This is a genomic window from Xanthomonas sp. LMG 12461, assembly GCF_009192935.1.
In the GTDB taxonomy this organism is placed as follows: domain Bacteria; phylum Pseudomonadota; class Gammaproteobacteria; order Xanthomonadales; family Xanthomonadaceae; genus Xanthomonas_A; species Xanthomonas_A sontii.
Genome location: NZ_NQYT01000001.1, coordinates 12,861 through 33,164 on the forward strand (window position 1 = coordinate 12,861; position 20,304 = coordinate 33,164).

At 68.1% G+C, this 20,304-nt stretch carries 11 protein-coding genes; 2 read left to right on the forward strand and 9 right to left on the reverse strand.

What is annotated here, in order from left to right:
• Nucleotides 1–51 precede the first annotated feature (51 nt).
• Complete coding sequence (hsdR, locus tag CEK68_RS00070) at nucleotides 52–3,525, reverse strand: type I restriction-modification system endonuclease (RefSeq protein WP_152238146.1); 3,474 nt, start codon at nucleotides 3,523–3,525, stop codon at nucleotides 52–54.
• Nucleotides 3,526–4,007: 482 nt separating this feature from the next.
• Here hsdR and CEK68_RS00075 point away from each other — a divergent pair, with 482 nt between their 5' ends.
• Nucleotides 4,008–4,607: a hypothetical protein gene (locus tag CEK68_RS00075; RefSeq protein ID WP_152238202.1), complete on the forward strand. Its 600-nt coding sequence runs from the start codon at nucleotides 4,008–4,010 to the stop codon at nucleotides 4,605–4,607.
• A gap of 488 nt (nucleotides 4,608–5,095) precedes the next feature.
• Here the strand turns inward: CEK68_RS00075 and CEK68_RS00080 are convergent, their stop codons facing one another.
• From CEK68_RS00080 to CEK68_RS00110, 7 genes are all read right to left on the reverse strand, one after another.
• Nucleotides 5,096–6,946: a beta-galactosidase family protein gene (locus tag CEK68_RS00080; protein ID WP_152238147.1), complete on the reverse strand. Its 1,851-nt coding sequence runs from the start codon at nucleotides 6,944–6,946 to the stop codon at nucleotides 5,096–5,098.
• A 134-nt stretch (nucleotides 6,947–7,080) separates the two neighbouring features.
• Nucleotides 7,081–9,423 (reverse strand): GH92 family glycosyl hydrolase, encoded by a 2,343-nt coding sequence (locus CEK68_RS00085; RefSeq protein WP_152238148.1) that lies wholly within the window; start codon nucleotides 9,421–9,423, stop codon nucleotides 7,081–7,083.
• Nucleotides 9,424–9,553: 130 nt separating this feature from the next.
• The gene (locus CEK68_RS00090) at nucleotides 9,554–10,996 is read right to left on the reverse strand and encodes a glycoside hydrolase family 125 protein (protein WP_043091843.1); all 1,443 of its coding nucleotides are present in this window, start codon (nucleotides 10,994–10,996) and stop codon (nucleotides 9,554–9,556) included.
• A gap of 171 nt (nucleotides 10,997–11,167) precedes the next feature.
• Nucleotides 11,168–12,610 (reverse strand): 6-phospho-beta-glucosidase, encoded by a 1,443-nt coding sequence (locus tag CEK68_RS00095; RefSeq protein WP_152238149.1) that lies wholly within the window; start codon nucleotides 12,608–12,610, stop codon nucleotides 11,168–11,170.
• Nucleotides 12,585–13,520, reverse strand: coding sequence for a carbohydrate kinase family protein (locus CEK68_RS00100; RefSeq protein ID WP_152238150.1), 936 nt, complete (start codon nucleotides 13,518–13,520; stop codon nucleotides 12,585–12,587). The genes CEK68_RS00095 and CEK68_RS00100 overlap by 26 nt, the downstream gene beginning before the upstream one ends.
• Nucleotides 13,517–14,893, reverse strand: coding sequence for an APC family permease (locus tag CEK68_RS00105; protein WP_152238203.1), 1,377 nt, complete (start codon nucleotides 14,891–14,893; stop codon nucleotides 13,517–13,519). The genes CEK68_RS00100 and CEK68_RS00105 overlap by 4 nt, the downstream gene beginning before the upstream one ends.
• Nucleotides 14,890–16,809 (reverse strand): beta-galactosidase, encoded by a 1,920-nt coding sequence (locus CEK68_RS00110; protein WP_152238151.1) that lies wholly within the window; start codon nucleotides 16,807–16,809, stop codon nucleotides 14,890–14,892. The genes CEK68_RS00105 and CEK68_RS00110 overlap by 4 nt, the downstream gene beginning before the upstream one ends.
• 20 nt (nucleotides 16,810–16,829) lie before the next feature.
• On the opposite strand from CEK68_RS00110, the gene CEK68_RS00115 reads away from it, so the two are divergent.
• Nucleotides 16,830–17,087 carry a hypothetical protein gene (locus CEK68_RS00115; protein ID WP_152238152.1) on the forward strand — a complete coding sequence of 86 codons (258 nt, stop codon included), beginning with the start codon at nucleotides 16,830–16,832 and terminating at the stop codon, nucleotides 17,085–17,087.
• A gap of 194 nt (nucleotides 17,088–17,281) precedes the next feature.
• On the opposite strand, the gene CEK68_RS00120 is transcribed toward CEK68_RS00115, so the two are convergent.
• Nucleotides 17,282–20,254 carry a TonB-dependent receptor gene (locus tag CEK68_RS00120; RefSeq protein ID WP_152238153.1) on the reverse strand — a complete coding sequence of 991 codons (2,973 nt, stop codon included), beginning with the start codon at nucleotides 20,252–20,254 and terminating at the stop codon, nucleotides 17,282–17,284.
• Between the last annotated feature and the right edge of the window lie 50 nt (nucleotides 20,255–20,304).

Below are 20,304 nucleotides of genomic sequence, written 5' to 3' on the forward strand. Positions count from 1 at the left end.
TGAGCCGATTATCCCGGCTAATCGGCTCATATGCCAGTGTGAACCACCGACTCAGCCGGTCTGATCCCACAGATGCTCGCCCAGATCGCCCAAGATCTGGTCCAGCCGGCCATCGAGCAGGCGGTCCAACTGCAGGGCGCCGCCGTCACCGCTGAAGTTGCGTTGTACGGTGTCGCGGTCCATCACGACCTCGTGTATCAGCTGCTGGGCCAGCCGCTTGAGCCAGCGCCGCTGCACCGGCGTCCAGCTGCGCTGGGCATAGATGCCCTGCATGGCCTTGTCGACGCGCTGCTCGAACGGCACCAATGCCTCGCCCAGCGCGGCGCGACGGATGTAGCCGATGATGCTGGCGGCGACCTCCTGCTGAGTGCTGTCGCGCCACGCGCCGCGCAGGTGGGCCTCGCTGTAGCCGTGCTGGTCGAGCAGCAGGCGCACCTCGCGCAGCTGGGCGCGGGTGAGGTCGCGGGGGCGGTTGACGATGACGCTGAGCGCGGCGGACTGATTGATCTGCTCGCGGATGAAGGCGTTGAAGCTGTCCAGGTAATCGGCCGGGGCTTCGTTGACCCCGTAGTTCTGCGCGCGTTCGAGCAGGGTGTCAGTGTGTTCGGAAATGACCGGATAGCGGTCCGTGCCCAGCAGTATACCCACTTCGGCCAGTTGCTCCACCAGGCGCGGGTGTTCGCGGAGGAAGCTGGCGGCATTGCGTGCGCCGAGCTTGTGCAGGTGGGTGTGCAGCACGGCCGGCGCCACGCCCCAGGAGGTTTCCAGCTCGCTGAGCTTGTCGCGCAGGTCCGGGCGCTGCTCGGCGCGATGCTGGGCCTTGCGCAGCACGCGCATGATGCGCTGGCTCAACTGGTCGAGTGCGTCGTCGGCATGGCTGCCGCCGTTGCTGCCGGGGGCATCGAAGCTGCGCTGCTGGCCGAGCTCGTGGACCAGCTGCTCGATGCTGATGTTGGGGTCCTTGACCAGCGGGCGCATGGTGTCGACGTCTTCGAGCGCGGCGTACAGATCGACCGGATCGAAGATGCGGAACACGGTCTTGCCGATGTCGTCGCAGCGGCGGGTGGCGCGGCCCTTCATCTGTTCGTAGAGGATGCGCGAGCGGACCCGGCGCATGAACACCAGGTTGGCGATCCGCGGCACATCGATGCCGGTGGTCAGCAGGTCCACGGTGATGGCGATATTGGGGTAACGCTCGTTCTTGTAGTTGCGAATCAGCTGGTCGACCTTGTCGCTTTTGCCGGTGATCACCGCGACGCTGGCCTGGTTGTAGTAATCGCCATGGACCTGTTTGAATGCCTCGTCCAGCTGGTTCTTGACGCGTTCGGCGTGGGGCTGGCTGACGCAGAAGATCAGGGTCTTTTCTTCGCCGTCCGGGTCCAGTTCGATGGCGAGCTGCTCGCAGACGACCCGGTCGAAGTCCGCGGTGATCACACGCCGGTTGAACGACTCGATATTGAAGTCGAGCTCGTCTTCCAGGTCTGCGGTATCGACTTCGCCGGTCTGCGTGTTGATGACGCTGACGCGCTCGCCGCGATCGAAGTGGATGCCGTTCTTGCCGAGCGCGGTGATGTAGCGGATGGGCGGCTCGTGGTCGATCAGCCAGTCATCTGCCACTGCTTCGCGGTAGCTGTAGGTGTAGATCGGCTTGCCGAAGATTTCGGTGGTGTGCTTGGCCGGCGTGGCGGTCAGGCCGATACGGCAGGCATCGAAGTAATCGAGCACGCGGCGGTATTGCGACAGGTATTGCGCGTGGTCGCGCACGGCCAGCTCGCCTTCGGTCATTTCCTGGTCGAGCGTGTAACCGCGGTGGGCCTCGTCGACGACGATACAGTCGAAGGTGCCGATCGGTGGCGGGTCATCGGACTGGAAAATGCGCCGGACCATCGCCTGCACCGTGGCGACCTGCACGCGGGTCTCATCGGCGGTGCGGGTATCGTCCAGGCCATCGAGGTTGTAGATCTGCGCCAGCGTCTGGTTCTGCTCCAGCTGCATGTCCTGCATCGTCTCGGTGGCCTGGGTGCCGAGCGCGGAGCGGTCGACCAGGAACAGAATCCGGTGGAAGCGCTCGGCCTTGAGCAAACGGTAGATCAGGCCAATCATCGTGCGTGTCTTGCCGGTGCCGGTCGCCATCGCCAGCAGGCAGTTGCGTGAGCCCGATGCCAGCGCGCCTTCCACTGCCTCGATCGCGCGCTGCTGGTAGTCGCGCAGGTTGAGGTAGGCCATGCCTTCGTTGGCGAGATTGCGCTCGGCCTGGTCGCGATCGCGGGTGAGCAGATCGGCGATGTCCTCGGGCGTGTGGAACTTCTGCAGCGGGCGCCGCAGGTTGGCCGGTGAGCGCAGGTCGCGGAACCAGATGCCAGATTGCTCGGCCAGCTGCTTGATATAAGGGCGGCCGTTGCAGGCGAATGCGAGCGGCACCTGGAAATGGCCGCCCTGGCCGTCGGTCCAGCCTGCGATCGAGCTGGTAGCCGGGTAGGCGGGGGCTAGCTCGCCACGCATCACGAAATCGCGCGCGTAGCGCTCGGCCTGGGGAATCCGGTCGGCGATGTTGATCTGCTTGCGCTTGGCCTCGACGATGGCGACCGGGGTGAGGCCGGCGAACAGCACATAGTCGGCGTTGGCGCGCGGCACCCTGGTGGGCCACTCTGCGATGGCGAGATTGCGACCTTTTTCCGGGCGGATGCCCTTGGCGTGGGTGAGGTCGAGCGAGTCTGCTTCCCAGCCGGCCTCGCGCAGCTGTTGGTCGATCAGGATGCGGGTGAGGTCTTCGCTGAGGTCGAAGTTGTTGCTGGCCTGCTGGGTGGCGCCGGCGACCTGCTGGGTGGCGGCCTGGCGGGCGGTGTCGGGCTGTTGCAGGTTGGCGATGCGTTGTTCGAAGTCCTGGCGAAGCCGTTGCAGTTCCTGTTCACGTTGAGCTGCCAGCGCCGACTGCTCACGCGCTTCGACATCCATCGCTTCGGCGAGCTCGGCGTTGAGCTTGGCTTCGCGGTCCTTGAGTTCGGCGAGCGCCTGGCTCTGGTCATGTTGCTGGCGGGCGGTATCCAGCTCCGCTCTGAGGCGATTGACTTCGGCCTGCACTTCGCGCAACGGCGCGGCTGGATCCTTCGGGGGCACGAAAGCACCGGCCTTGAAGTCGGCGGCGTTCCTGCCGAAGGCTCGGTGATACCAGACCGCCAGGTCGCGGGCGACCTTCAGGCCATCCATCGCTTCGCGGTGTTGCGTGGTGAAGCCGTGGGTCGCCTTGTTGCCCTCGACCCGCAGCACGTGGAACAGCTCCTGGATCCGCCGGTCCAGGCGTAGCTCGCGCGCGAGCTGGTAGATCAGATCTGCCTGGGTTGTCCGTTGGTCGTGGATGATGCCGGCACGTCCCGCGAGATCCTGGGCAAGTGCTTCGGCGAACTGCCGGAGCTTGATCAGCGTGGTGTTGGGATCACTGGCAAAGACCTGCTCGGCCATCGAGGCCAGTTTGAAGAAGACCGGATCGTGTTCCTGCAGGAAGGAAAAGTTGCTGTCGACAGTCACTCGCGTATCCGTACTGAGGGGCAGGGCGGCCAATGGCATCTTGTGATGCGAATAGTAGGCCACGCCGGGTGTTGTGGGTATCGGGCCTGGATGCAGGGTGATGATCGTGCCGCGCGATCTGGCTACATCCATCGGCAGGCGAAGGAATGGTTTTTGTCGTTATTTATCCATTTGAGCAGTTCCAGGCAATCAACCGTTCGTCGGCGTAAGGAAGTCTTGACGTGGCTGGTTGCCAGTAGCATTCTCGACCCACGGAGCCTCGAAACTCCGCTAACAGCGGTACCCACCTCCGATAAACCGGTGGGTTTTTTGTGCCTGCATGGTTTGCAGGCGCAACCGACGCGATGCCTGCGTCGGGAGGGCGGTGAATACAACACCCGCAAGGGGAATAAGCCCGCCGGCTGTTAGCGGTTTCGAGCCTCCCGACTTCCCGTCCGCCGTTCGCGGCGGACGGGTCACTTCGATGGAACGAGGAGGCAGCGATGTCGTACGACCGTTTGGATGACGAAGACATGCCAGGCTATTTCCTGCCGGAGGAAAGCCAGTTCCGGCTGGCGAGGCTGAGCGACCACGTCAGGTTCCTGGCCCGCATGGCGCAGCCGCGCACGCAAGCCGAAGAGCGTGCCGCCGAGCCGAAGGTGCGCATGGGCGAACTGGCGTTCTGCCTGGAGCTGCTCGCCGATCAGGTGGACCTGGTGCTGGACGAGGTGTCCTACCCAGCGCAACGTACCGGCAAGACGGGTGTTACCCGGCCCGATGCCATCGCCGAGGTGACGCAAGCAGTGGGCAGCGGATTCCGGGTCACGCTGGAACAGATCGACCGGCTCAACCTGCTGGTCGAGACTGTCTCGGCCCACGCGCGGGTGGTGGCGGTCGGCGATGCGACCAAGCGCGCCGGCAAGACGCCGCCCGAAATGGGCGACGTGATCTTCGATGCGGTGGCCGAAGTGCGTACGCTGCTGACGCAGATTGAAAGCCAGCCGCTGCGCCATCCATTGCCGAAAAGCGATGTGCGCGAGGAGCGGGCGGTCTATGCGGTGGGGCAGGTGTCGCAGGCCGTGGGCGGCGAGCGCTTGCACTGATCCATGAGGCAGGTGGGGTGGGGCAGGGAGGTCTCGCCTTGGATTGACTGGCCTTGCATGGTCGGCGCTGATTCGCAGCGGGTTTCAGGGGGCTTCTTCGTCGTAATGTTCCTGCTCAAGGCCAAAGTTTTCTTCGGAACATCCGATTGGTGCTCTCGAAGGCGGGAACGGGCGCCGCCGCGTTCGATTCGAAAGTCCTTGGATGATCGGTCCTTAGGACCGCTGTGGAGCGCTTCCCGCTTTCGCGGGAATGACCAGGGGGAGGGAGCGCAGTGTCTTGCGCCTTTGCTGTGGGAAGGCGCCGGGCACCCGCCTGCGCGGGGGTGACGGTCGGTTTTCGACGGCGCCGTCCGCTTCACGGTCCACGTCATCGATCAGGCAAAGGATCACGGGGCTTGGGGAAGCTGCTCGCAGCGGCCTCAATTTGTAGACAAGTTGTTTGATCCCGCGCCGTCCGGATTTACCTGACGGCGCGCTCCGCGGATAAGTCAGTTGCTGGGCGTACTCCAAACCTGCCCCTTAACCCCCCGCACACTCGCATCCGCCGCGCTATCCAGATCAAACACAATCACGCTATTCCCCCCCTTCCGCTGCCACGGTGCCGGAAAATACAACGCACGCTGCGGCCCAATCTTCCATTGCCTTCCCAAGTTATGGCCGTTGGCCCAGGCGAAGCCTTTGCCGAAGGCGCGCATGTCCAGGAAGGTGTCGGTGGGCGTGCCGATCTTCAGCGCTCCGCGGTGAAAGGCGGGGCCGTCGACCTTGGCGGTGGTCCAGCCGGTGAGTTTGCTCGGATCGTCCATCGGTAGGGGGAAGGTCTGCCAGCCGGTGAGGGGCTTGCCGTCGAGCAGGACGGGGTCGACCAGGCCGGCGTGGCCGTCGGCCAGGTGGGCGCCGTAGTTGATGCGGCCGGTGTTCTCCACTAGCACGTCGAGGGTGTGGGGGCCGGCGGGGATGTCCACGTCCACCGCCACTTGCTGCAGGCGGCGCTCGGCGCTGCCTGCCAGCTTCCGGTCGACGTAGACGCGGGCGTAGTCGCGCACTTCGCCCAGGTACAGGCTGCCCTTGCGCGGGCCGGTGACGGTGGTGCGGTAGAGGATGTAGCCGTAGGCCTGGCCGTAGCGCTCCATCGGCTGCGGGGTGTCGGTGGTGGCGGCTGCGGCGGGCAGGTTGTCCCAGAGCGAGGCGGATTCGCGCAGCGGCGTGGCCGGCAACTCGGCGAAGCGGATCGGCTTGGGCAGCGCCGGCGGGGCGATGCCGGTGACGCGCTGGATGGCGTCGCGGAACAGGGTGAACTTGGGGGTGGGGCGGCCGGCTTCGTCGAGCACGGCGTCGTAGTCGTAGCTGGTGGTCTGCGGGGCGTAGTGGTCGCTGGGGTTCTTCTGGAAGTTGGCGCCATTCATGAAGCCGAAGCTGGTGCCGCCGACGAACATGTAGAGGTTCGCGGAGTGGCCCTGGCGCAGGATCCATTCGAATTCGCTGGCCTGCTTGGCGGCATCGGTGGCCGCGTGCTTCTCGCCCCACTGGTCGAACCAGCCGGCCCAGTATTCGCCGACCATCTGCGGTTGCCCGGGGCGGAACTTGGCCAGGGTCTCGAAGGCGTTCTTGGCGTCGCCGGGGGCGAAGTTCACCACGGCCAGGGTGTCGGGCAGGGTGCCGTTGGCGAGCACGTCGGGGCCGTCGGCGGTGAACAGCAGCGCCTTGTCGAAGCCGGCCTGGACGAACATGGCGCGGTTGCGGCGCATGTAGGCGTGGTCGTCGCCGTAGGAGCCGTATTCGTTCTCCACCTGCACGGCGACGATCGGGCCGCCGTTGCCGTTGAGCCGCGGCTTGACCTGGGCGGCGAGGGCGTCCAGGTAGGCCTGGCTGGCGGCGAGGAAGCGCGGGTCCTGGCTGCGCACGCGCATGCCGGGTTCGGCGAACAGCCACGCCGGATAGCCGCCGGCTTCCCACTCGGCGCACACGTACGGGCCGGGGCGCAGGATCACGTTGAGGCCTTGCGCGGCGGCTTCGTCGACGAAGGCGGCGATGTCGTTGTTGCCGCTGAAGTCGAACTGGCCCGGCCGCGGTTCCACCAGGTTCCAGAACACGTAGGTCTCCACCGTGTTCAGGCCCATCGCGCGCGCTTTCTGCAGGCGGTCCTTCCAGTAGGCGCGGGGGATGCGCTGGAAGTGGATGGCGCCGGAAATGACCTGGTACGGCTTGCCGTCGCGGACGAAGTGATCGCCCTGGGTGGCGAAGGCGGGCCAGGCGGTGCTGCTGTCGGCCGCGCGCACGTGTGTGGCGGGCAGGGCGAACGCCAGGGCGAGGGCGAGAGCGGCGAGGGTCTTACGCGGCATGGGGGATTCTCGAAAAAAGCGATGCGATTGCGACAGTAGGACGACCGGAGCGCGCGCCGTCGTGCATCGGGTCACGCACAGGCGCGGATGTGGGGAACCACCAATCCCGATTCCCCAATCCCGATTCCCGGCCGTCAGCTAAACGACGGCGGCAAATCGTCCTTGCCCGCGCCGAACGCGGTGTTGGGCTTGGGCCCCATCTCCAGCTCCAGCGTGCCGCCGGCAGCGAGGTCGGCGTGGCGCAGCCAGCTGCGGGTGTAGGGCTTGCCGTTCCAGCGGGCGCTCTGGATGTAGACGTTGGCCGCGCTGTTGCCGTGGGCGACGATGCGCAGGGTGCGGCCGTTGCCCACGTCGAGTTCGGCACGCTTGAACAGCGGGCTGCCCAGCACGTAGTTGGCGCTGACCGGGTCCACCGCGTACAGGCCCAGTGCGCTGAGCACGAACCAGGCGCTCATCTGCCCGCAGTCCTCGTTGCCGGACAGACCGTTGCGCGCGTCGTGGTACTGCTCGCGCAGCAGTCGCCGCACCATCGCCTGGGTCTTGTACGGCTGCCCGGCGTAGGCGTAGAGGTAGGCGACGTGGTGGCTGGGTTCGTTGCCGTGCGCGTACTGGCCGACCATGCCGTCGATGTCCGGCGGTGCGTCCGCCGGCAGTTCGGAGCTGGTGGTGAACAGTTCGTCGAGCTTGGCGACGAAGTGGTCGCGGCCGCCGAACAGGTCCATGTAGCCGTACAGGTCGTGCTGGTTGAGGAAGGTGGCCTGCCAGGCGTTGGACTCGGTGAAGTCGCGCCACTGCGCGCTGTGGCCCATCGCGCGCGGATCGAACGGGGTGGCCCACTGGCCGTCGCTCAGCCGCGGCTGCACGAAGTGACTCTCGCGGTTGAACACGTTGCGGTACTGGCGCGAGCGTTCGCGCAGGTGCTTGGCATCGTCGTCGGCGCCGACCGCCTGCGCCAGATGCGCCACCGCCCAGTCGTCGTAGGCGAATTCCAGGGTGCGGCTGACCGATTCGTCGACCTTGTCGCAGGGGATGTAGCCCATCTTCCGGTACAGCGCCAGGCCGTGCACGTCGTCGTCCATCGCGCGCTTGCGCCAGGCCGGGTAGGCGGCTTTCCAGTCGATGCCGGTGAAGCCCTTGGCGTGCGCCTCGGCCAGCACCACGGCGGAGTGGTAGCCGATCATGCAGTCGGTCTCCACGCCCTGCAGCGGCCAGATGGCGACGCCTTGCGGGCATTCGTGGGCGCCGCGTACCAGGCACTGCACCAGGTCGGGCACGCGCTCGGGCTGCACCAGGGTCAGCAAGGGGTGCAGGGCGCGGTAGGTGTCCCACAGCGAGTAGGTGCTGTAGTTGTGGTAGCCGGCCGGCGCCTGGTGCACCTGCAGGTCCATGCCGCGGTAGCGGCCGTCGGTGTCGCTGAACAGGGTCGGCGCGATCAGGCTGTGGTACAGCGCGGTGTAGAAGATGCGGCGCTGCGCCTCGTCGTCGCTGTCGATGCGCACCCGCCCCAGTTCCTTTTCCCATTCGGCCACGGCGGCGGCATGCACGCGGGCGAAGTCGAAGTCGGGCAGTTCCGCGTCGAGGTTGGCCAGGGCGCTGTCGGCGCTGACCGCGGAGATGCCGACCTTGACCAGCAGCGGCGCGTCGGCGGCATCGGGGTAGTGCAGGGCCAGTTTCAGCCGGTTGCCGTCGGCGCTGCGCGCGCTCGCGGCCAGCGGCTGGTCGTCGGCATACAGCTGCGCGCTGGCGAACGGCCGCGACAGGCGCATGGCGAAGTAGATGTAGCGGCCCTTGGCCCACTGGTAGACGCGGCGGCCGCCGGTGACGGTCTGCGCGTCGACCAGGCGCAGGCTGGCGTCTTCGACGCGGGCGGGGATCTCCGGCTTGTCCTGCATGCCGTGGCACAGGTCCAGCAGCAGGTGCGCCGGCTTGCCCTTGGGGAAGTGGTAGCGGTGCAGGCCGGCGCGCGCGGTGGCGGTGAGTTCGGCATGCACGCCGCTGTCCTTCAGGCGCACGCGGTAGTAGCCGGGCGAGGCGGCTTCGTCGGCGTGGTCGAAGCGCGAGCGGTAGCCGGTCTCGGGATGCTCGCGCGTGCCGGGCTGCAGCTTCACCGGGCCGGTGGCCGGTACCACCAGGAAATCGAGCATGTCGCCGATGCCGGTGCCGGACAGGTGGGTGTGCGAGAAGCCCATGATCGAGCCGTCGTCGGCGTGGTAGCCGGAGCAGGCGTCCCAGTCGGCGTTGTAGGTGTCCGGACTCAGTTGCACCATGCCGAACGGCAGCGTGGCGCCGGGGAAGGTGTGGCCGTGGCCGCCGGTGCCGATGAACACGTCGACGTTGCGGGTGAGCTCGGCCTTGGCGCGCGCATCGGCCGGCAGCGCGTAGCTGCCGGCGCGTGCCTGCGCCAGGCGCACGATGCCGCTGCTGCCGAACAGGGCCAGGGCGATGGCGCCCTGCAGGAAACCGCGTCGTGTGGCCATGGTGCTGTCCTCGGGGTGTGCGGCGGTGCGGTGGGGGTGTGTTTGCTGTTGTGGGAAGGACTTCCGTCCCGACGCGTTGTCGGTCAGGCCCGTCGGGACTGAAGTCCCTCCCACACATGCAGTGATCGCGTCAGGCCTTCAGCAACTGCGGCTTGCGCTGATGCAGGTCGATGATCAGTTCGCCGAACAGGGTGTTGGCCCAGGCGAACCAGTCGCGGGTGAAGGTGCTCGGGTTGTCCTTGTCGAAGGCTTCGTGCATGAAGCCGCTGCCGGCGTCGGTGGTCTTGAGCCACTGCAGGCACTGGCGGATCTGCGCGTCGTCGTCGCTGGCCAGGGCGTACTGCATCAGCGACATCGGCCAGATCGTGCCCAGGCCGCTGTGCGGGCTGCCCACGCCGTCGGCGGCGCGGCCGCGATAGAAGTACGGGTTGCGCTCGCTCCAGGCCAGTTGCCGGGTGCGCAGGAACACGGGATCGCGGCGATCGCAGCAGCCCAGGTAGGCCAGGCTCAGCAGGCCGGGCGCGTTGGCGTCGTCGATGAACAACTGGTTGCCGTAGCCGTCCACCTCGTAGGCCCAGAACGGCTGACCGTCGGCGTCGCGCATCTGCCCGAACTTTCGGGTGGCCGTCTCGACCTCGTCGGCCAGGGCGCGGCACTCGCCGGCGAAGGCGGCGTCGTGATGCAGCGCCTCGCTCATCGTCGCCAGTTGCCGCAGCGAGGTCACCGCGAACAGGTTGGCGGGGACGAACAGCGGGTACAGGCAGGCGTCGTCGGACGGGCGGAACATCGAGTGGATCATGCCGTTGGGCCGGGTCGGCTGCCCGTAGCCGTCCAGCACCAGGGTTTCGGTGGCCAGCGGCGAGGGCCGCTGAAAACTGTACGGCCCACGGCCGTGCAGGCGCTGCTGCTCGCGGAAGGTGCGCACCACCACGTGCATGGCGTCGCGCCAGTCGTCGTCGAACGGCGCGGTATCGCCGCTGGCGCGCCAGTACTCGTGCGCCAGGCGGATTGGGTAGCACAGCGAATCCACTTCCCATTTGCGCTCGCCGACGCCGGGCTTCATCTCGGTGATGTCGGCCACCGACCACTTCAGGCGCTGGCTGGTGCCGTCGGGCAGGAACGCGTTGGCGTAGGGATCCAGTCGGATGCAGGCGGCCTGGCGCTGGATCAGCCCATGGAACATGCGCCGCAGCGCCGGGTCGCGCTTGGCCAGCGGCACGTAGGGATGCACCTGCGCGGAGGAGTCGCGCAGCCACATCGCCTCGATGTCGCCGGTGATGACGAAGGTGTCCGGCTTGCCGTTGCGGGTGCCGGTCTCGACGGTGGTGTCGAGGGTGTTGGGGTAGCAGTTCTCGAACAGCCAGGCCAGGCGCGGATCGGCGATGCCGGCCTTGACCGTGCGCAACTGGCGCTCGACCGCGGCGCTGACGAAGCGGCGCTTGCCCGGCGGCGGCCGCTTGCTGGGCAGGGCGGTGGAGGCCGATGCCGCGGCGGCGGCCGGCAGCGCCCCGCTCAGCAGCGCGGCGCCGGCGCTGGCGCCGAGGAAGTGGAGGATGTCGCGGCGGGTGGGCATGGCCTGGAACGCTCCGTGGAATCGACGAACGCTCCCGGCACGGGCCGGCACCGGGGGAGGCGCCGGCCGCGGCCGGGAGGGCAGGTTGATGGTACCTATGACGGACCAATTTACGACGACCTTACAACGTGTGGCCGTCCGATGCATCCTGCGACCGCACAACCGGCCGGCTCAGTGGTGGTGGTGCGCGCCGTGCCAGTGCATCGGCCCCGAGCACACGCACTCGCCGTCGTCGTCGCCGTTGCCGGCATGGCCGAACAAGGCCTCCAGCAGTCGCCGCGACGGGCTCCACTCGCCGATGGCCGGGTGGATCAGCATCGCCTTGCAGGCGTCCAGGTGACTGCCGCTGAGCGCGGCGTCGATGGCGGCGTGCTCGTAGGCCTTGACCGTGCGCACCAGGCCCTGGATCGCCTCGGGCATCGGCCGCGCCGGCAGCGGGGTGATGCGGTCGCGCTCGATGGTGGAGGAGATCTCGACGATGTCGTCGTCGGCCAGTTCCGGCATGCAGCCCTGGTTGCGCACGTTGACCACGTGCCGCCCGGGCAGCGCGCCGGTCAGTGAGCTCATCACATCCACGGCGATGCGGTGGTAGCCGGTGCTGGCGCGGAACGGGTCGGGCTGCGGCGCGAGGTCGTCGGCGAAGGCCGAGCCGGCCTCGGCCTCCAGCCGCATGTACGAGCCGGAGCGCTGCTGCAGGTAGGCGGCGTAGGTCTGCACCGCGCCGCTGCCGTCGCCGGCGTTGAGGCGGCTGCGCAGGTCGGCGATCAGGGTGTGGTTGAGCCGTTCGATCTCGCTGCCGCGGCTGGCGCCGCTGGCGCGCTGGTTCTCCAGGGCGCGGCTGCGCTCGTAGTAGAAGTACAGGTACTCGGTGGGAATCAACCGCAGCGTGCGCAGCATGTCGAAGTCGAACAGCGGCGCCAGGTACAGCTGGCGCAGGATCGCGTCGTCGGCCAGGATGCGGTCGAGCACGTCCTCGCCGCGCACGCGTACCGCGCGGATCCAGCCCAGGTGGTTGAGGCCGACGTACTCGCAGTCCACGTTCGCCGGCGGCTCGCCGAGCGCGCGGGCGATGTTGTGGAACAGCTCCACCGGCGTGTCGCAGATGCCGACCACGCGCGCGCGGGTGTGGCGGCTGATGGCCTGGGTGATCAGCCCGGCCGGGTTGGTGAAGCTGACCAGCCAGGCGTCGGGGCTGAGCCGCTCCACCATGCGTGCCTGCTCGATCGCCACCGGCACCGTGCGCAACGCCTTGGCGACGCCGCCGGGGCCGGTGGTCTCCTGCCCGGCGTAGCCGTGGCGGATGATGGTGTGCTCGTCGGTGGCGCGCTGGCGGATGCCGCCGATGCGGATGCTGTTGAGCACGAAGTGCGCGCCGTCGATCGCCGCTTCCGCCGAACTGGCCGCGTTGACCTGCAGATCGCCGCCGAACTCGGCGACCACCGCGCGGCCCAGCGCGACCATCAGCGCCAGCCGCTCCTGGTCGGGATCGTAGAGCACGATCTCGCGCGCGCCGAGTGCTTCGGCGGCATCGTTGACGCCGTACACCACCAGCGGCGCACGCACGCCGCCGCCGCCGATCAGGGCGAGTTTACGGTTGGGAAAGGAACTGCTCATGGAGACTCCTGAGACGTGGGGGATCGGGAAGGCCGTCGAGCGCGCCGAGCGCGGTGCAGCAGGCGGCGCCGCACAGGCAGCCGCGCTGCGCGCAGGCATCGAGGGAAAGGTGATCCAGCAGCGCGTCGATGAAGCCGGCATCGAAGGCGTCGCCGGCGCCGGTGGTGTCCTGCACGGCGACGACGGGCGCGGCAACCAATCGCGCGCCGGCGGCATCCACCACGCAGGCGCCGGCGCCGCCGAGCTTGATCGTGACCTGCGCCAGCCCCAGCGCCTGCGCCCAGGCGGCGCAGGACGCGGCATCGTCGCCGGCGCAACCGGCCAGTGCCGCCTCCTTCTGGTTGGGCAGGAAGTGATCGACCGCGCGGCAGGTGGCGTGGTTGTCCGGATCGGCCAGCCAGGCCGGGTTGAAGCCCACGTCCAGCGAGGTGCTGCAGCCGGCCGCGCGCAACGCCGGCAGCAGCGTGCGCGCCAGCGTCGCCGGCAGCGGCAGGGCGAAGTGCACATGGCGCGCGGCGCACATCGCCTCCAGCGCGGCCGCGCTGCCCAACAGCGGTTCCAGCGCGGCGTTGGCGCCGGGGTAGGTGAAGAACGAGCGGTCGTCGTGCAGCGACACGCTGGCGGTGACGCCGGTGCCGGCGGGGTGGTCGACCAGGCCTTCGGTGCCGACGCCGAACGCGCCCAGGCGCTGCGCGAACCAGTCGCGGTCGCCGGCGCCGATCGCGCCGATCAGCGTGACCTTGCGTCCGAGCCGCGCCAGCCCGCAGGCGGTGTTGACGGTGCCGCCACCGAGGTCGCGATGGTAGTGCCGCGCCATCGCTTCCTCGCCCGGCCCGGGCCAGGTGCTGAAGCCGCTGAAGATGTGGTCGAGATAGACCTCGCCGACCACCGCGACGTCGTGGGTTTTCATTGCTGGAAGGGCCATGCTGCCTCGCGTTTGGCCTGGATGAGATAGAGCGCGGTGCCCGCGCACAGCGCCAGCACTGCCGCCAGCAACCGCGGCAGCGGACTGGTGGCCAGCAGCGCCAGCCAGCCGCAGACGCTGATCAGCAGCGGCCACGGGTACAGCGGCATGGCGAAACGCGCGCGGCGCCGCGGCTGCCGCCGCAGCAGCACCACCGCCAGGCATTGCGCCAGGAACTGGAACAGGATCTGGATGATCATCAGCGTGGCGATCAGGTCGTCCAGCGACAGCGGGCAGGCCAGCGCCGAGGTGATGCCGACGAACAGCAGCGACACGGTGGGGAAGCGCCCGCGCGGATGCAGCCGCGCGAACACGCCGAAGAACTGGCCGCACGCCGCCGCCGCATACGGCACCCGCGAGTAGCCCAGCAGCACCACCAGCGCCGAGCCCCAACTGGCGAGCACGATCAGCGCCACCGCCACGGTGCTGCCCACCGGGCCGTAGATGGCCTGCATGAAGTCGGCCACCACCGCCTTGGACTGCGCCGCCTGCTGCCACGGCAGCACGCCGAGCAGGGTCACGTTCAAGCCCAGGTACAGCACCGCCACGATCGGGATCGACCACAGCACCGCACGCGGAATCGTGCGGCGCGGCTTGCGGATCTCGCCGCCGAGCATGCACACGTTGTTGTAGCCGCCGTAGTCGTACACCGCGATTAGCGCCACCGCGCCGAAGCCCAGCCAGAAGCCGTGCGGCGAGGCCGGCCGCGCCTGCAGGAACTCGCGCGCCAGCGCCATGTCGAAATGCAGCGCGCCGCTGAGCACGATCCACACGCAGGCGGCGATCACCACCGCGCTGACCAGCAGCGACAGCAGCTGCACCGAGCGTACCTGCCGGTACAGCAGCGCGGTGTTGAACAGGCACAGCGCCATGGCGATGCCGGTGAGCGCGGTGTGGCTCAGTCCCGGCATCAGGTAGGCCAGGTATTGCGCGCAGCCGACTGCCGCCGCCGCTACCGACAGCGGCGCGGTCAGCAGCGTCTGCCACAGGTAAAGGAAGCCGAACAGGCGCCCGGCGCGGTCGCGGCCATAGGCCTCGCGCAGGTAGTGGTACGGCCCGCCCGAGCGCGGAATCGCCGAACCCAGTTCGGCCCACACCAGGCCGTCGCACAGGCACAGCAGCGCGCCGACCACCCAACCCAGCAGCACCGCCGGACCGGCCAGCGCCGACAGCGCCAGCGGGATGGTGATGAACGGGCCGATCCCGATCATGTTGAGCAGGTTGGCCGACAGCGCGCTCCAGAATCCCAGCGTGCGCGGCGGCGCGCCCTTGTCGGCGGCGGACGGGGAGGACGCGACGGGTGCGGCGAGCGATGTCATGTGCATGCGCGATCCTGTGGGGAGGGAAGGGATGCGACGGGCTGCGTGGCAGGCGTGGGGACGAGACCGTCGGCGCAACGCACCAGGCCGGGTTGCAGGCGATGCAGATCGAGGATCAGCACCTGGTTGGCCCCGGCGCGCAGCCAGGCGCCGGGGCAGTACAGGCATTGCTGCGGGCCGATGTCCCAGTAGCGGCCGAGCAGGCGCCCGTTGACCCACAGATAGCCCTTGCGCCAGTCGTGCATGTCCAGGTACACGTCGCCCGGCTGGTCGATAGTCAATTCGGTGGCGAAGAACAGGCCCGGGCGCTGCGGCGGCGCCTGCAGCGGGCGCAGCGACGGCGTCGGGTCTGCGTCCAGCGCCAGCCCGCGCACTTCCCAACCGTGCAGGTCCTGGCCATCGAGCCGCACCGGACCGAGCAGCCCCTTGCGATCGCCCAGCGCCGGGCCGAAGTTGATGTGGCCGAAGCTGTCGACCAGCACCTCCAGCTCGCGCGTGTCCTGCGCTGCATCGGGCAGGCGCAACTGCAGCGCGCTGTGCAAGCGCGGATGCCGCACTCGCGACACGTGGTCGAGTTCGCGGCCGTCCAGATGCACCACCGCGTAGTCGTGGACCTGTCCCAAGTGCAGCGCCCGGCCCGCGCCGATCCGGCGCCGATACAGCACCAGGCCCTGGTCCTGGCCCAGCAGGCGCTGGTTGTCGATGGGGGTGTCGGTCTGCAGCGCAGGGCCGAGGTTGTCCCACAGCGCGGCCACGGGCCTGGCCTGCACCGTAGCGAACTGCGCGCGCCGCGGTGCGGCCGGTAGCGGCGGCGGTGGCGTGTCGGCTTGCGCGGCGATGATCCTGCGAAGCGTGAAATAGGCCGGCGTCGCACGGCCGGCTTCGTCGATGGGCGCGCCATAGTCGTAGCTGGTCAGCGCCGGCTGGAACTGCGAGCCGTCGTCCTCGGCATTGGCCCCGGCACTGAGACCGAAATTGGTGCCGCCGTGCACGACATACAGATTGAACGAATAACCGGCGGCGGCGATGCGGCGCAGCAGCGGCGCATAGTCGCGACGCGCGAACTTCGGCTCTCCCCAGTGCGTGAGCCAGCCGGGGTAGCCCTCGGACACCCACACCGGTGCCTGCCCGGCAAAGGCCGTGGCCGCCTGCAGATCGTGCAGATCGGGACCATCGAGCCCTAGCGCGGCGCCGGGCAACATGGCCTGGCGCCGCCGCAGATCCTTGAGCCCTTCGGCCAGCGAGAAAGGCCCGTCGACCCCATGCGCCCGCCACAGCGCGGCCAGCGCCTGCAGATAGCCGACGTCGCTGCCATGCATCGAATACTCGTTCTCGATCTGCAGCATCAGCACCGGCCCACCGGCACTGGCCATCAACGGCGCGATGCGCGGCGCGATCGCCCCGATGTAGCGCTCCACCGCCGCCATGTACCGCGCATCGTGGCGATCGCGCAGACGGATGTTCGCCTCGCGCAGCAGATACGGCGGCAACCCGCCCAGCGTCCACTCCGCGCACACATACGGACCCGGGCGCAGATACACCCACAGCCCCTCCTGCTGGCACAGCCGGATGAAGCCGACGAAATCGCGCTCGCCGCTGTCCAGATCGAACTGCCCCGGCGCCGTTTCCAGCGCATTCCACATCAGGTACAGCGCGATGGTATTCAGCCCCATCGCTTTGGCCATGCGAATCCGATGCAACCAATCCGCCTTCGCGATCCGTAGCGGATGCAGTTCCCCGCTGCGGATCTGCCATGGCTGCCCGTCCAGCGTGAAGCGGCCCTGGGCGAAACCGAACGTGTGGGGTCTCCCGTCCGGCACCGGCGCTGATGTTGGCACCGCTGCGCGCAGCATCGGCATCGCCGCCAAGCCCAATGGCGCCAGCAAGCCGAACCGACAGAAGGCGCGGCGTTTCATTGCGCGCTCCAGGAGCATCGTTGCAGTTGCAGTTGCAGTTGCAGTGGTTGTTGCTGTTGCTTTTCAGCTTTTGCTCTTCCCGGGTCCCCTCCGCAGCGGCGGAGCTGGCGGGTAAAACCCCCCGCAGGGGGGCGGCGCACAAGGATGTGCGCCGTTTTCGGCCGGGGCACGATGCCCCGTCCGAAAATCCCGTCAGCGGAGCGGACCCGCGCAGCGGGCGCGAAGGCGGGGTGTGCTTTCTTTTGGTTACTTTTCTTTGCACAAGCAAAGAAAAGTGACTCGCCGCCAGGCGAAAGCTGTTGCTTTTGCTTGTCTGCCCAAGCAGTACCGGGAAAGCCCGTCGGGACTGAAGTCCCTCCCACAAAAGGCCTGATCCACGCGGAGTCGGTAACGCCCGTCGGGACTGAAGTCCCTCCCACAGACAGCGTGGCAACGCTCCGCGATGGCATCCCAGTGCGCACGCCGCCGCGGCCTAGAACGCGTACTTGACGGTCAACAACGTCATCATGCCGGCATCCACGATGTCCGACACCGCCAGATTGTGCCGGCCCACATGGCCCCAGTAACTGTATTCCTTGGTGAGATTGGAGATCGACAGATCCACATTCACCCCATTGTCGAACCGATAGCCCGCGTGCAGATCCACCCGCCGCGTCGGCCGCGCCCACAGATCGTCCCACGGCGCGTTCTGGTGCAGGAAATCGTAGTTCAGCAGATACGAACTGCTGAAGTGATAGCTCAGGTTCACCGAGAACTTCGAGCGCTCGTAGAACAGCTCCAGATTGGCCATCGCATTCGGCGCCGACTGCATCTGCTCGTCCTCGAAGCCGACCATGCCCAGATCCGCGTGCGCATGCTGGCGCGTGGCGTTGGCGCTGACGCCCAGCCCGTCGAACGGCGCCGGCAGATCCTGGAAGCGCTGCCGCGCACTGACCTCCACGCCGTAGACGCGGCCGTCGCCGCCGTTGGTCGGCATCTGGTAGAACACCGTGCCGCTGCCGCTGGTGCCCGAATTGGCCTGGCCGGAACCGGCGTCGTAGATGTAGTGATGCAGGCGCTTGTAGAAACCGGCCACCGAGAAGAACCCGCCATGCTCGGTCGCCCACTCGCCGGACAGGTCCAGGTTGGTCGAGGTGATCGCCTTCAGGTCCGGGTTGCCCTGGCTGATGGTGGTGATGCCGTTGGAGATGTTGATCTGGCTGCCGCCGCCCAATTGCACGAACGCCGGCCGCGTGTAGCTGGTCCACAGCGCGGCGCGGTAGGTGGTGGCGCTGTCCGGGCGCCAGGTCAGGAACACGCTCGGCAGCGGCTGGTCGTAGTGGGTGCTGTTGGCGGCGAAATAACCGACCTGCTGGTTGCCGTCGCTGTCGGTGGGCGTGGTCCAGAAGGTGTTGTGAATGCTGGTGTGCTCGAAGCGCACGCCGGGCACCACCTCCAGGCTGCCGAAGGAGAAGGTCGCCATCGCGTACGCGGCGCTGACCGCCTCGGTGCCGCGCATGGTGTTGCAGTTCCAGTTGTTGACGTAGAACGCGCTGCCACAGGTGTCCAGGTCGTCGTCGGTGAGGTGGTTGGCGATGACCTGCGCCACCGCGCCCTCGCTGACCCGCGGCGTGGCCCAGTGGTACTTGCCGGGGAAGATCGCCGCGTAGCCGCCGTTGAAGATGCCCAGGTCGCCCAGCGTGCTGGTGTCGGGCACCGGGCCGGTCCACCAGTCGCGATTGCTGTAGTGGCGGCTGCTCTTGCTGTACTTCACGCCGAACTGCAGCGCGGTCAGCGCGCCGTCGGCGAAGTCGTAGCGCGCGTCGAACTTGGCGCCGCCCTTCTTCTGCCCGGAGTAGATCTTGGTCGATTCGCCGTAGCTGCTGGCGTACAGCGAGGGGATGTTGTTGACCTGCGCCAGCAGCGCCGGGGTCAGCTGCGGGTAGGGGAAGGCGCCGCTGCCGTAGCGCATCAGGCTGCTGCCGGAGTAGGCGAAATTGGCCTGGCTGAACTTGTCCTCGCGCCCGTCGATCTCGATGTGGTCGGGGCGGTCGTTGTCGCCGAAGCTGTAGAACAGGTTCGGCGACAGCGTCCAGTTGCCGGCGGTCTTGCGCGCGCCCACCTGGAAGGTGGCCAGGTCGGCGATTTCCGGGTTGGTCTCGTACCAGAAGCGCGCGGCGATGCGGTTGATGTTGGGCGAATACACGCCGGGCGTGGCGGTGGGCACGAAGCTGACGTCCTGCGGCAGCAACTGCACGAAGGTGGTGCCCTGGTCGGTCTTGGCGTAGGCGTAGGTGGCGCGTGCGTACACCGACAGGGTGTCGTCCACGTTCCAGTCGAAGGCGGCATTGCCGCCGTAGCGGCGCTCCCAGCCGGCGACCACGCCGACGTTCATGCCGGTGCTGGTCAGGTTGTCCTGCGGCGCGTAGCCGGCGGCATTGCTACCGTCGGCATTGGCGTGCAGGAATTTCCATGAGCCGTCGTTGAGCGCGCTGGTGGCCGCGGCCACCTCGCTGTTGGTCGAGGTGCGGTAGTCGTAATAGGCGCTGGCGTAGAAACCGAACTGCTGCTCGTCGCCGAACTTGTGCTGGAACTCGCCGGCCAGGCCGCCACCGAGGCCGTCGCCGCCGTAGTCGCGCGCCCGGCTCTCGACGCGGCCGCTGACGGTGACGCTGCCGCTGGTGGCGTCCTTGTAGTCGTAGGCGGTGGGCGTGCGGAAATCCAGGGTGCCGCCGATCGCGTCGCCGTCCATGTCGGCGGTGGAGGTCTTGTTGGCGACGATGGTCTGCAGGCCGGAAGGCGGCAACAGGCTCAACTGCACGCTGCGGCTGTACGGCATGCCCTGGGCGACGGTGACGCCGTCGATCAGGTTGACGTTGTACTCGGAGGGCAGGCCGCGCACCGAGGCGAACATGCCTTCGCCGCGCGCGGCGCCGTCGACGCCGCCGAAGTAGCCCGAGCCGCTGTAGGTGATGTTGATGCCGGCGATCAGGCCCAGCGCCTCGGCGACGTTGTGCACGGCGGTGTGCTCGAGATCGTTGGCCGACAGCACGTCCACCGTGTTCGAGGAGTTCATCTTCAGCGTGCTGGCGTCGTAGCGGTTGGCCGCCACGCTGATGGTCTGCAATTGCTTGGCCTCGTCCAGCGCGATCGACACCGTGGCGGCGCCGCTGTCGGCGACCTGCACGGTGGTTTCGGGCGCGCTGAAACCGGGGTAGTCCAGTTGCAGTGCGTACTGCCCGGCCGGCACGTCGGCGATGACGAAGCGGCCCTGGGCGTCGGTGACGGCGCTGAGCGCGGTGCCGGCGATGGCCACCTTGGCGTGCGCGGCGGGCTTGCCGCTGCTGCGCTCCTTGAGTTCGCCCTGCACGGTGCCGGCCAGCGCCGGTGCGGTGGCGGCAAGGCCGGTGATGGCCAGGATGGCGGCGCACAGCGCCTTGCGCTTGCAATGGGGATGGGTTGCCACGTGACACCTCGCTGATCGTGATCGGTGCGGGCACGCGCCGAAGGCGACGC

Bases quoted from the DNA above. Each gene is read 5' to 3' on its own strand.
- CEK68_RS00075 (WP_152238202.1), top strand. From the start codon at position 4,008: ATGTCGTACGACCGTTTGGATGACGAAGACATGCCAGGCTATTTCCTG.
- CEK68_RS00080 (WP_152238147.1), bottom strand. From the start codon at position 6,946: ATGCCGCGTAAGACCCTCGCCGCTCTCGCCCTCGCCCTGGCGTTCGCC.
- CEK68_RS00085 (WP_152238148.1), bottom strand. From the start codon at position 9,423: ATGGCCACACGACGCGGTTTCCTGCAGGGCGCCATCGCCCTGGCCCTG.
- CEK68_RS00090 (WP_043091843.1), bottom strand. From the start codon at position 10,996: ATGCCCACCCGCCGCGACATCCTCCACTTCCTCGGCGCCAGCGCCGGC.
- CEK68_RS00095 (WP_152238149.1), bottom strand. From the start codon at position 12,610: ATGAGCAGTTCCTTTCCCAACCGTAAACTCGCCCTGATCGGCGGCGGC.
- CEK68_RS00100 (WP_152238150.1), bottom strand. From the start codon at position 13,520: ATGAAAACCCACGACGTCGCGGTGGTCGGCGAGGTCTATCTCGACCAC.
- CEK68_RS00105 (WP_152238203.1), bottom strand. From the start codon at position 14,893: ATGACATCGCTCGCCGCACCCGTCGCGTCCTCCCCGTCCGCCGCCGAC.
- CEK68_RS00110 (WP_152238151.1), bottom strand. From the start codon at position 16,809: ATGAAACGCCGCGCCTTCTGTCGGTTCGGCTTGCTGGCGCCATTGGGC.